Below are 13,294 nucleotides of genomic sequence, written 5' to 3'. Positions count from 1 at the left end.
TCACCGTCCATACAGACAGGCGAAGCCGTTCCCGCATTACATGTAACCCTTGATTCTTATTTCTTCATCACCGGAATCCAGACTTCACACACATATTCCTCAGCTGACGTATCGCCGGGCGGGTATAGCTCAATCTCAGGTCCGCCGGTATGCTCATAGCCGGTTCCCGGGAACCATTCCTGATAGATCCGCTGCCAAACCCCTTGAATCGCATGCGGCAAAGCACCCTCGGACCGGAATACGGCCCAGCTGGCAGCCGGAATGACAGTGGTCTCATAACCTTGAGCATCTGTCTGCGGAGTACCTTCGACACCGATCCAATAGGTAAGCTGTTCCTTTTTCATATCCATATCCGTGCAGATGCCAAGCCATTCGCGGGAGGCACTAAGCTCAATCAGCTTGTCGGAAGTGCCGTCCTCATTGCATTCGTCCCAGAACTGCGGGATTCTGCGGAAATTCTCCCCGTCACGGGTAGTTACCTCCATTGATTTGCCGATAACGGTAAAAGCTGGTTTATCCACGATTTTGTAGTCCATATCCTGATCTCCCTTCAATGATAGGTGGAACGAGATGCGGGGGAAAGCTTTGAGCTGGACGCCAGACTTACGCGCTGCTGAAGGGGTAATCCCATGGGCTTTGCGGAACGCCTTGGCGAAGGACTCCGGCGAGTCATATCCGTATTTCAGCGCCACATCCAGTACACGGATATTGGATACCGCCAGCTCCTGGGCGGCCAGCGTCAATCTGCGTTTGCGGATATAGTCGGCTACCGTGAAGCCGGTCAGCATACTGAACATGCGCTGGAAGTGGAACGGTGAGACATAAGCTACCTCAGCCACATCCTCGATACGCAGAGTTTCAGTCATTTTCAGCTCCATATAGTCCAGTGCATGCTTCATTCGAATCAGCCATTCCAAAGCTCCCCATCTCCTTCTGAGTTCATCCTAACATGCCACCGCACAGATGTTCCTGTTATTCTCTGCTCATTAATGACAGGTCATGCGTTCTATCCACCTATGATGTCATATTCGAAGGGATTTGTCAGCTTTCGTTACGCTACCCGATCCGGCAGACTCTGGCCTCGTAAGGACGGAGGGTGCTGCGGTCCATGGCTGCGGGCTCCTCCGGATAATTGCTGATGATCGTTCCGGTGACGGCGTTCAGTTCATCTGTAAGCTCTACAGTCTGCGGGGTATCACCGAAATTGAGCAGGATGAGCCACTTTTCATCGTCCAAGGTGCGGGTATAGGCATAGATAAATTCATGCTCCGGCAGCAGCAGCTCATACTCGCCATAGACCATAATGGGATGCTGCTTACGCAGACGAATCAATTCCTGATAATAGTAAAATACAGAGTCCGGATCAGCCAGCGCCTGCTCCACATTAATCTCGGTGTAGCGCGGATTGAGCTTCAGCCACGGGGTTCCGGTGGTGAAGCCGGCGTTGCTTGAGGCATTCCACTGCATCGGGGTGCGGGCATTGTCGCGGCCTTTGGAATGAATCGCCTGGAGAATGGTGTCGTGGTCTGCGCCGCCTTCGGTCACCTTTTCCCGGTACATATTGAGAATCTCGATATCCTTATAATCCTCCAGCGCGGGGAACTTCACATTGGTCATGCCAATTTCCTCGCCCTGATAGATGTAAGGCGTGCCTTTGAGCGTGTGCAGCAGGGTAGCCAGCATTTTGGCCGATTGTACGCGGTACTTGCCGTCATCTCCGAACCGTGAGACCATCCGCGGCTGATCGTGGTTGTTGAGATATAGACTGTTCCAGCCCTTGTCTGCAAGCCCCACCTGCCATTTATGCAAAATATCCCGCAGCCCCTTCAGCGTCCACGGCACCACATTCCATTTGCCGCCCGGGCCGGAATCTACGTCCATATGCTCGAACTGGAACACCATTTGCAGCTCATGGCGGTCTTCGTCTGTATAGAGAATGGCATCCTCTACGGTGGCTCCCGGCGTCTCCCCGACAGTCATTACGTCGTATTTGGAGAGAACTTCACGGTTCATCTCCTGCAGATACTCATGAACCCTGGGTCCATTCATATAGTATTCGCCGCCGCCGGCAAGCTCGCCCGGGGCCAGGTCCTCATGCTGGACGGAAGGCAGGCCTTCCACCTTGGAAATCAGGTTAATGACATCCATCCGCAGCCCGTCCACACCCTTGTCGAGCCAGAAGGCCATCATCTTGTAGAGCGCCTCCCGCAGCCGGGGGTTCTCCCAGTTCAGATCCGGCTGCTTGCGCAAGAACAGGTGGAGATAATATTCGCCGGTAGTCTCATCCTGCTCCCAGGCCGGGCCGCTGAAGATGGAGCTCCAGTTGTTCGGCAGCGCGCCATCTGGTCCGCCCGGACGCCAGATGTAATAATCGCGGTAGGGATTATCCTTGGAGGAACGGGATTCTACGAACCAGGCATGCTCGTCCGAGGAATGGTTAATGACGAGGTCCATCATCAGCTTGATGCCGCGTTCATGCAGTCCGGCGAGCAGCTCCTCCCAGTCCCGCAATGTGCCGAACTCATCCATAATATCCTCGTAGTCGCTGATGTCATAACCGTTGTCATCGTTCGGTGATTTGTAGACCGGTGACAGCCAGACGACAGTAACGCCCAGCTTCTGCAGATAATCCAGTCGGGAGAGGATGCCCTGCAGGTCGCCGATACCGTCTCCGTTGCTGTCCTGGAAGCTGCGCGGGTAGATCTGGTAGACTACGGCTTCTTTCCAAAAGGTTCTTTTCATTAATGTAGCTCCTTTACCATGGTATATTAGGTTTATAGGTTACAAGGGAATGGAGGGATTGGATTGTCAATCCAAGCGGTTCTTTTTGATTTGGATGGAACATTGCTGGACCGGGATACATCCCTGTTAAAGTTCGTACAAGATCAATACAGGCGTTACCCGGAGCTTCAGATTGTTGATCATGATTTGTTTGTTCAGCGCTTTATCGAACTTGATAATCACGGTTACCTATGGAAGGACAAAGTGTATCAACAGATCCTACAAGAGTTCTCTATTTCGAAGCTGGACTGGAGCTTGCTATTGGATGATTACTTATACAACTTCCAGCAACACTGTACAGGTTACCCGAATTTGTTAACTATGCTTACTGAGCTCAAGAATCATGGTCTGAAGATTGCGTTAATCTCGAACGGTTATGGTCAATTTCAATACGATAATTTCAAGGCCTTGAACATCGGGCATTTATTCGATGAGGTGCTTATCTCCGAATGGGAGGGACTGCGCAAGCCAGATCCGGCCATCTTTCATCGTGCATTAACAAGATTAGGTGTAGATGCGGGCAATGCTCTTTTTGTTGGCGATCATCCGGATAACGATATTCGGGCAAGCCGCGAAGCGGGAATGAAGGCCGTCTGGAAACGGAATGAACAGTTTGTCACAGCGGCGGAAGCGGATGCTGTTATTGATGATTTGGGAGATCTAGTAGATCTCTTATTGAAAAAAAGCCCCGAAGAAGCCATACATCTTCGGGGCTGATAAGCTTACACCGTTACAGAAGCGCCCCCGGCATTGACAGTGCCCAGTCCGTTCACCGTATACTCCTTGCCGTGAATGGTGAGGGAGGCTGGAACCTCGGTTTCGTTGCTGACGGTAACCTGTGCATCGGTCACGGTCACTTTTAGCCGGGAGCCGCGGAACATGATTTTGAACGAATAGGAGGTCCAGTGTCCCGGGTTAGACGGGTTCAGAACCAGCCGGTCGTTCAGCACGCGAAGTCCGCCGAAGCCATGAACAACGGACATCCATGTACCCGCCATGCTGGTGGTATGGCAGCCGTCCTCCGTATCGTTATTGTAATTGTCGAGATCCAGGCGTGAGGTCCGCAGGTACATCTCATACGCCTTCTCCTTGTAGCCCAGCTCACTGGCCAGAATGGAATGGATGCAAGGGGAGAGGGAGGACTCATGCACGGTGATCGGCTCGTAAAAGTCGAAGTTGCGCTTCTTGGTCTCCAGATCATAGCGGTCGCCGAGGAAGTAGAGTCCCTGAAGCACATCTGCCTGCTTGATGAAGCATGAGCGCAGAATCCGGTCCCATGACCATTTCTGGTTCAGCGGCAGGTTCTCCGGCAGCACATCCTTGACCTGAATGATCTCCTTGTCAAGAAAGCCGTCCTGCTGGAGGAAGATACCGCGTTCCTCGTCAGCCGGATAGTACATTTTGGCGATAATCTCACTCCACTTGGCCGTTTCGCTCTCCAGCAGCTCCAGCTTGTCGGCCAGCTCAGCGTAACGCGAAGCCTCATTCTCCTGCACATAGGCCAGAGCCTCAAGCGTGTATTCCATCGTCCAGGCGGCCATCCGGTTCGTGTACCAGTTGTTATTGACGTTATTCTCGTATTCATTCGGGCCGGTGACGCCCAGCATCACGTATTTGTCCTTATGCGCCACATAGTTCACACGCTCCTCCCAAAAGCGCGCAATCTCCACCAGCACCTCCAGGCCGTATTGGCCCAGATAAGCCTTGTCGCCGGTATAATTCACATAGTTATAAATAGCATAGGCAATCGCGCCGTTGCGGTGAATCTCCTCGAACGTAATCTCCCACTCGTTGTGGCATTCCTCGCCGTTCATTGTGACCATCGGGTAGAGCGCGCCTTTGCCGTAGCCGAGCTTGCGGGCGTTCTCCTTGGCCTTCTCCAGATGCTTGTAGCGGTAGATCAGCAGATTGCGGGCAATCGCGGAGTCGGCGGTACTGAGATAGAACGGCACACAATAAGCTTCCGTATCCCAGTAGGTGCTGCCGCCGTATTTTTCCCCGGTGAAGCCCTTCGGTCCGATGTTGAGCCGGTCATCCTCGCCCGTATACGTCTGATTCAGCTGGAAAATATTGAACCGGATCGCCTGCTGCGCCGACACATCGCCTTCAATAATAATGTCGCTCTCTTTCCACTTGTCGCCCCAAGCCGCAGCCTGTTCCGCCAAAAGCGCCACAAAACCCGCCTCCCGCGCACTCTGAAGTGCAGCCGATGCGGCATCCACGAGCTGTCCCAGCCCGTAATTGCGGGAGGTGACATTCGCAGCATACTTATAAATAACCAGCTGATTGCCGGATTCTACCGGAACGTTCACTGTACTGCCCACATATTTGTCCTGCTCCAGCACCTCTGCTTCGGCCGCAACCGGCTCCCCATTCAGCAGAATGTCGAAGGCGAAGGCGGAGGTGACATGGAAATCAAGCTTTTTGGTCTTCAGGGTCAAATGTCCGCCTTCTGGTCCTGCCTTCTTCTCCACTTCGTTCCAGAACTTCTCGTCATAGTTGGAATCCTTGTTCTTGATATCGCCGTCCAGGTAGGGGGTTACGGTAATATTCCCTGCAAAATTGAGCGGAGTGAGCGAATAGCGGATCGCCCCGATCTCCTGACGGACCATGCTGACGATGCGGATGCTCTCTACCTTGAATTCTTTGCCATCCTGGGTGGTTGCGGTGAAGCTGCGTGAGAGCGTGCCTTCCTTCATATTGAGTACCCGGCGGAACTCGCTGACCGTGCACTCTGCCAGATCCAGCGGCGTCCCGTCCAGCTCAATGTTAATCCCGATCCAGTTGGTGCTGTTCAGCACTTTGGCAAAATACTCCGGGTACCCGTTCTTCCACCAGCCGACCCGTGTCTTGTCAGGATAATAGACCCCGGCCATGTAGCTGCCTTGCAGGCTGGGTCCGCTGTACTGCTCCTCGAAGTTGGCTCTCCCGCCCATGTATCCGTTCCCGATACTAAATACGCTTTCGGATATTTCCTGGGTCTGCGGATCAAAGGACTCTTCGATGATGGACCATTCGTTGATTGTTAAGTATTGTTTCATGATTTTGGCTCCTTTAAGGGGGGATGTGGATATAAAATGAACCGTATGCCTCAGTCTTGCCGGTACGTGCAGGCCGCTCCGAATGCGAAAGGATGTTACGATCGCTGTTGTCCCCGGATGCCTTTATTCAAGCTATAAGGTAAGCATCCGGGGACAAAGGCGAACGCTGGCGCTTCTACACATTCCTTTCGCTTTCTCCGCTGATCACGTACCTGTTGGATAACGCACACAGTTCTTTACTGAGGGTAGGGTAGAAGATGCAAGTGCAGCATCTGATCTGACTGATGATCTGAGATGATGAACTGAACTAATAAGTGCATAGAGTAATTGACGCTTTCTGCACCCGGAGTGAAGCGCAGAGGTTCAGACTTAGAGTTAGTTGTATTCTGTGCATTTAAAAGGTGCGATTAGAGGGACTTGAGCCGTATAACTGTAGTCTGTACAACTAAATCTGCCCTAACGGGTCATAGCAGCCTAAAAGTGATTGCATAATTGTACAAAGTACAACTAAGCGGATGAACGGGGGGGGGGTAAATGGCTGAATAGTTGTACAAAGTGCAGTAAGGCTGTCCGGCCGACTAGAGATTCTGTTCAACGGAAGGTCTCGCTTTCCGGCTCCTGTACTGTTACTATTCGTCATACAGTGGCAAAAGATTCCTTCAGCGTGGCAACACTAAGCTGCCGCAGTGAAGGGACAACTAGCGTCGCTTCGCCTAGCGTCTCGGGTGAGCCTATGCCCACGCTGCGCATACCGGCACGGGAAGCGGCCAGGATACCGGCAGCGGCATCCTCGAAGACAACGCATTGTGCGGGAGCGGTGTCCAGAGCCTTCGCACCCAGCAGGAAGACCTCCGGGTCAGGCTTGGCCGCGCTGGTATGCGTGCCGTCGATGATGGCATCGAAGTATGGGGTCAGGCCGGTATTGTTCAGGATGGTCATCGCGTTCTTGCTGGCGGAGCCGAGGGCTACCTTGATGCCGGCTGTCCGGCATTCCTGCAGAAAGTCCAGGGCGCCGGGCAGAATCTCCGAGCTGTCCATCTTGGCGATATACTCGACATAGCGGTTATTCTTCTGCTCAGCCAGCCGGGCTTTCTCGTCTTCGCCAAGTGTGATGCCGCCGATCTCCAGCAGAATATTCAGCGAAGCGGCCCGGCTGACCCCCTTGAGCCGCTCGTTATCCTGCTCTGTGAAGACAAATCCAAGCTCTTCGGCCAGCTCCCTCCAAGCAATATAGTGGTACCGGGCAGTGTCTACGAGAACGCCGTCCAGATCGAACAGGCAGGCTTTGATATCTGACATGTTGAACCTCCTAAAATGATTAGTGAACAAATAGATATGGGCAACCCGCCAAATGGGCGGAATTCCTGCAAAAGGTGCAACATTCCTGTGCGGAACAAGTCCCGCTGGCGGAAATCCTGCATAAAGTACAACAATCGGTGAGAGTTGCGCGCCAAATGGGTGAGAATCCTGCAAAACATGCAACATTTGTCTGCGAATCGTACCTTGGTGGCTGAAATCCTGCAAAAGGTGCAACATTTCTCTGCACAGGAGGGAAGGCTTTAGAGTAGCATCGAACATCCCAAAGTGCGCAGCCCCGGAGCTCCAGCCTCCGTATCAGTCCCGGCCCCAGCCCGATCACCAGCCCTCGTTATGAGTGCCGCCATCAGTTCCGGTCTCGATCACCAGCATCAGTATCAGTCCCGCCGCCAGCACTTGTACCAGCACTAACGTCAGCCCCAGCTCGATCACCAGCCCTCGTTATGAGCGCCGCCACAAGTTCCGGGCTCCCACCAGTCTCCGTATGAGCGCCGCCATCAGCCTCAGCGCCACATTAGCACAGGGGAAACGCCGCTGCCGGCAACATTCTTTTATATTAGCGCAAACGTTTGAACAATGCTCCAAAAAATAAATGAAGCGAAGGTCTGCTTCATTCATTTTCTTGTACATGCCTTACTGTTGCTTCTACATGTCTTGATGTCCCGGAGCATGCATAGAGGACTCCCGTACGATTAGACGGTGGGGAATGACAAAACGATTCGTATATCCGTCCTGATTATCCGGCTTCTGGATGTTCTGAATCAGCACCTGAGAGGCCGTATAGCCAAGATGATAGATTCCGATATCAATACTGCTGATCGGAGGACTAGACAGCTCGGACAGCGGGATGTTGTTGAAGCTGACTATCGCCAGATCCTCGGGGACCTTGTACTTCAGCTCGTTCAATCCGCGGAGTACCCCGAAGGAGACCATATCATCCACCGCGACAAGTGCTGTCGGACGGTTCGGAAGATTCATGAAGAAGGACATCGCCCTATAGCCGCTGTCCTGCAGGAATTCGCCTTCAACGATCCATTCTTCCTTCATCGTAAGCCCCTTACCTTGCATGGCCTTGCGGTAACCCTCCAGACGGTCGCTTGAGACGATGAGGTTCGGCGGGCCGCTGACGAAGCCGATGCGTTCATGTCCCATGGAGATGAGATGATTCGTCGCATCATAGGCGGCCATGATATTATCATTGTCCACTGACAGAATATCCTCGTAGCGGTCGCTTCGTCCTACCAGGACAAAGGGATAACCGCCCGACTGCAGGAAATCGATCACCGCATCGTCTTTACGGGAATACAGCAGAATAACGCCGTCCACACGGCGTCCCTTGAGCAGACGGGAGACAGCTTCAAGCTCCTCCTTCTCGTTCGCTCCAGAGCTGATCAGCACATCATAGCCCGAACGGCTGGACTGAGTGACGATCCCGCGGATTAATTCCATAAAAAACAAATTGGAGAACAGCTCTTCGGCCGGTTTCGGAAGAATGATGCAGATACTGTTAGTGGTCTTGGATACCAGACTTTTGGCCATCATGTTCGGGGTGTAGCCCATTTCTTCCATAATCACTTTGACCTTACGGGAAGTTTCTAAGCTGATTCTGGGATGGCCTGACAACACCCGGGACACCGTGGAGGGAGAGACTCCCGCTTTCTTGGCAACGTCCTTAATGGTAACTGTCATAGAAACCTCCTAATGGAACCGTTTGCTTTACACAGTAATATTAATCGAAGTGGGGATGATTGTAAATAGTGAAACCTCGCATAGGGCGTAATCCCCGTGGCTTCTACGTTCTGAGCACCACACAGCGATACGGCTTAAGCTATTGTGAATCTGGAAGTGGAGCAGAGGTGTATGCAAATCTGTGCAATTAACAAGGGGATTTTGTGCACAATTAGTGCAAGTGGAGTAGAGTTTGTCTTATCCATCTCTAAAAAGTAAGCAGTTGAACATTACTTTTCCGGAAGATTAGCAGGTTCAAAATTTCAACCGACACCTATAAATACTGATTATATAGAGGACACAACAGAATTGATTCTATTGTGTCCTGTACTAAGTAGTAGCTCTGTTTCATTCTACAAACGTTTGCGCCAAAATGTTCTGAATCAGCTTATAAGAGAACGAGCAGAGATTAGGACAAGCTCGCCTGAAGCACGGCGAAGCCGTATGCAGGCAGTCTCAGTGACAGCTTGCCGCGTTCGGCATGGATCGCTTCGCCAGTCCACAGATTCTCCCAATTGCGTTCCTGGACGTCCAGCCGGAAGGTCTGCACCGTCTCCTCCGTATTAATCAGCACGATGATCAGATCATCGCCCAGACTGCGCTCATAGGCCAGCTTGCTGCCCCCGGCTCCGGCTTCAAGGAAGGTGAAGCGTCCGGTGCGCAGCGCCGGATGGCTGCCGCGGATCTCAATCAGCTTACGGTAAAAGTTGAATAAATCGCGATCCTGCCGCTCCGGGTCCCACTCCATGCATTTACGGCAGTCCGGGTCGCCTGCGCCATCCATTCCGATCTCGTCCCCGTAGTAAATGCAGGGCGTGCCCATGAAGGTGAACTGGAACAGTGCAGCCAGCTTCATGACGTTCTTATCGCCCTCGGCTACAGTCAGCAGACGCGCAGTATCATGGCTGTCGAGGAGATTGAAGGCGACCTCACTGGCCTGGAGCGGATACCGGGACAGCTGTCTGCCGATCGAATGGGCGAAGCCTTCCGCATCCAGCGTTCCGTAGACGAAGAAGTCAAGCACCGCGTCTGTGAACGGGTAGTTCATGACGGCATCGAATTTGTCGCCTTCCAGCCAAGGGGCTGATTCATGCCAGATCTCGCCCAGAATGTAAGCCTCGGGATTGGCACGCTTCACGACTTTGCGGAAATCACGCCAGAATTCGTGATCCACCTCGTTGGCCACATCCAGACGCCAGCCGTCGATGCCGACCTCCTTGATCCAATACTCGGCGACCTTCAGCAGATACTCCTTCACCTCAGGATGCTCCGTGTTCAGCTTCGGCATCAGCGGCTCGAAGGCGAAGGCATCGTAAGTCGGGATATTGTTCACTACCTGGAGCGGATATTCCCGGATATGGAACCAGTTCTTATACTCCGAATCCTCGCCCTTCTCCAGTACATCCACGAACGGGGCGAAGGTACGGCCCGCATGGTTGAAGACTGCGTCCAGCAGCACACGGATGCCGCGCTCATGACAAGCATCGACCAATCTTTTCAGCGTGTCCACATCACCGAAATGCGGATCGACCTGCATATAGTCCTCCGTGTCATATTTGTGATTGGTGGTGGCAGTGAAGACCGGTGTGAAATAAATGCCCGTAATGCCCAGCTCCGTCAGATGGTCGAGATGATCTATGACACCCTGCAGATCTCCGCCGAAGAAATTATCCGGCCGGGGGGTTCCGCCCCAAGGCTCCACATTAGCAGGGCTTATGCCGGGATTGCCGTTAGCGAACCGCTCCGGGAAAATCTGATAAAACACCGCATCCTTGACCCAGGCCGGAGGCGTGAAGACATCACCGCGGCTTATGTAGGGGAATTCAAACAGCCGGTTGGGGTTCGCGGGACGCTCCTTCTGGAAATCACTCTCTGTCATCCAGATCCGTTCTTGGCCCTGCTGCAGCAGGAAGCCGTATTTCAGCCTGCGGTAGAGCGGAACCGATTCGCATTCCCAGTAATCGAACATCGCATCGGAAGTGAACAGGGTCATCGGGATCAATTCCTTGGTGGTGTCCCAGGCATATTTATCGCCCGCCCAGGCGAAGACCTCAGTCAGATCCCCCTTCTTGGCCCGCAGACGCAGGTGGATGGTATTGTGGTCATAGGCATACGACCAGTTCAGACGGGGACGATGATACACGGCTTCTAGTAACATTTTAATTCCTCCTAAATTTAGTTTGGCTATATAGATTGAACTTAGAAATTTAAGTTAAGGGAAAAGTGGCGGAGGGGAATTTTGGAACTGGAGGAGCGGTAGCGTCCGCCTTTGTATTTTGATTTCTACCGCGTAGAGCGGTTCTAATCAGGAAATCCAAATACAACAGCGGCCGGAAGTCCAAAACTTCTCTGGAGTCACGGCTAATCCCAAAACATAAGACCAGTAATTCAATTTATATAGATTACGCACCCGATTCTGCACATGGCAAATAGGCACAACCCCGGATAATTACGCCGAGGTTGTACCTGATAAGGAACAGTGCCTTTAGATTAGTGAAGAATGGGTGTTTCATAATGGTTTGGATTATAGCATGGAATAAAATGAGGTTCAAGAGGTTTGTACAAACAGTTGCACAAAGTTTTAGGAAGGGGAAACCGATTTCCAAAGTCTGTAAATTGATAATATTTAGCAATTATACAACAATATTCGCCTAAATACGACAAAAAATGCAGAAATGAATTTTGAAAATGAAGTAAATTCAAGTTATTTAAAGAAATCATGTGATAAATAGAGTAAATAAAACATTATCCACTATAAACGGCTGAATTTTATTGATTTTAGTATGTGCAAACGTTTTTACATCTGCGAGCCTGCTGATGTATTATGGATTCAGGAATGAAGCGCTTTCTAAACAGGGTATAACGTATTCGGAAGAGGCAATTGGAGAAAGCAGAATTTTTTTTGAATCCTCTGAAATCGTTTGCGCAAAGTGGGAAGCACGATCGTCAAATGAACACCATCGTCAAATGAAGCACCATCGTCAAATGAAGCACCATCGTCAAATGAAGCACCATCGTCAAATCAAGTGATATACACACAGGAGGGGTTAAAAGGAATGGATCTCAAAAAACTTATGGTTCTCACCGCAGCGTGTTCGATGGCAATCTCAATTACGGCGTGCGGCTCAAACAACAATGCCGGGGGAAATGCAGCGGCGACGAATGCTCCTGCAGATAGTGCAGCAGCAACGGATAATGCGGGGGCAGGCAGCGACAACGCACCGGCAGCGGGTGAGATCGTCCCGGAAGAGGGCGCTTCCCTTGTGATCTGGGAGAGTAAGGAAGAAAGACAGTTCGCCGAAGAGGTCGCCAAGCAGTTCACTGCCAAGTATAATGTTCCAGTTAAAATCGAAGAGGTAGCCCCGCCGGATCAAGTCGGCAAGCTTACCCAGGATGGACCTTCCGGCCTGGCAGCTGATGTCATCGTCATTCCTCATGATAATCTCGGTAAGGCGGCCAGTGCGAGTCTGCTGCTCCCAAATGATATCTTCGGAGAAGAGACCAAGGCGGAGAACACCGAGGCTTCCATCGTGGGTTCATCCTATGACGGCGAGCTGTACGGCTATCCGAGAGCGGCAGAGACCTATGCGCTGTTCTACAACAAGTCTCTGGTCAAAGAAGCCCCGAAATCCTTCGATGACGTCATTGCCTTCAGCAAAACGTTCACGGATAAAGCTAAGAACCGTTACGGCATTATGTGGGAAGTCGGCAATATGTACTTCAACTATCCGTTCATCGCAACTACCGGAGGTTACCTGTTCGGCAAAGACGGTACCGACAAAGACGATATCGGCCTGAACAATGAAGGTGCGATCAAAGGCCTGACTGAATTTGCGAAGCTGAAGGAAGTCTTGCCGATCAAGAGCGGTGACATTAACCCGGACATCAAGCGCAGCCTGTTCAACAGCGGGGATGTAGCCATGGATATTACAGGACCTTGGGAGCTTGCCGGATATAAAGAAGCGCTGGGCGACAACCTGGGAATCGCTCCGGTTCCTACCATTGACGGCAAGACTGCCATTACCTTCTCCGGGATCAAAATCTTTACCGTCAACGCCTATACGCAATATCCGAATGCTGCTAAGCTCTATGCCCACTTTGCTTCCGGCAAAGATTCGCAGCTGACACTCAACAAGCTGATCGGTTCCGTACCGACGAACAATGAAGCCCTGCAGGACCCGCAGATTACGGGTGATCCGTTCGTATCCGCATTTGCAGAACAAGCGAAGAACTCCCAGCCGATGCCTTCGATTCCTGAGATGGGGAACGTATGGAGCCCGGTGAATGCGGCACTTCCGGCCATCTGGGATAACAACACTGATCCGAAGGCAGCCATGGACAAAGCCGTAGAGCAGATTAAAGACCTGAACAACGGGGCTTCTGCCCAGTAACTACACAATCATCAGCTTACCGTGGAATTAGAGTTG

Annotated in this window: 8 protein-coding genes; 2 read left to right on the top strand and 6 right to left on the bottom strand. The window is 52.0% G+C overall.

Annotated features, from left to right (window positions below; all coding sequences use genetic code 11):
• Window positions 1–56: 56 nt before the first annotated feature.
• Window positions 57–899, bottom strand: coding sequence for an AraC family transcriptional regulator (locus MKY96_RS19295; protein ID WP_340942450.1), 843 nt, complete (start codon window positions 897–899; stop codon window positions 57–59).
• Between the two features lie 157 nt (window positions 900–1,056).
• Entirely contained in the window at window positions 1,057–2,742 is a 1,686-nt protein-coding gene (locus MKY96_RS19290; protein WP_340942449.1) for a glycoside hydrolase family 13 protein, read from the bottom strand.
• Window positions 2,743–2,805: 63 nt separating this feature from the next.
• Here MKY96_RS19290 and MKY96_RS19285 point away from each other — a divergent pair, with 63 nt between their 5' ends.
• Window positions 2,806–3,498, top strand: coding sequence for an HAD family hydrolase (locus tag MKY96_RS19285; RefSeq protein ID WP_340942448.1), 693 nt, complete (start codon window positions 2,806–2,808; stop codon window positions 3,496–3,498).
• A gap of 5 nt (window positions 3,499–3,503) precedes the next feature.
• On the opposite strand, the gene MKY96_RS19280 is transcribed toward MKY96_RS19285, so the two are convergent.
• From MKY96_RS19280 to MKY96_RS19265, 4 genes are all read right to left on the bottom strand, one after another.
• On the bottom strand, window positions 3,504–5,822 hold the full coding sequence (locus MKY96_RS19280; RefSeq protein WP_340942447.1) for a glycoside hydrolase family 65 protein: 2,319 nt from the start codon (window positions 5,820–5,822) through the stop codon (window positions 3,504–3,506).
• A 636-nt stretch (window positions 5,823–6,458) separates the two neighbouring features.
• Entirely contained in the window at window positions 6,459–7,121 is a 663-nt protein-coding gene (gene pgmB, locus MKY96_RS19275) for a beta-phosphoglucomutase (RefSeq protein ID WP_340942445.1), read from the bottom strand.
• Between the two features lie 663 nt (window positions 7,122–7,784).
• Window positions 7,785–8,828 carry a LacI family DNA-binding transcriptional regulator gene (locus tag MKY96_RS19270; RefSeq protein WP_340942443.1) on the bottom strand — a complete coding sequence of 348 codons (1,044 nt, stop codon included), beginning with the start codon at window positions 8,826–8,828 and terminating at the stop codon, window positions 7,785–7,787.
• A gap of 448 nt (window positions 8,829–9,276) precedes the next feature.
• The gene (locus tag MKY96_RS19265) at window positions 9,277–11,025 is read right to left on the bottom strand and encodes an alpha-glycosidase (RefSeq protein ID WP_340942441.1); all 1,749 of its coding nucleotides are present in this window, start codon (window positions 11,023–11,025) and stop codon (window positions 9,277–9,279) included.
• Between the two features lie 898 nt (window positions 11,026–11,923).
• On the opposite strand from MKY96_RS19265, the gene MKY96_RS19260 reads away from it, so the two are divergent.
• Entirely contained in the window at window positions 11,924–13,258 is a 1,335-nt protein-coding gene (locus tag MKY96_RS19260) for a sugar ABC transporter substrate-binding protein (protein ID WP_340942439.1), read from the top strand.
• Window positions 13,259–13,294 lie beyond the last annotated feature (36 nt).

Origin of the sequence: Paenibacillus sp. FSL R7-0302 (assembly GCF_038006885.1) — a bacterium.
GTDB lineage: Bacteria > Bacillota > Bacilli > Paenibacillales > Paenibacillaceae > Paenibacillus_AQ.
Note: the sequence above shows the minus strand (reverse complement) of the source record. Positions and strands in the feature narration are given on the sequence as shown.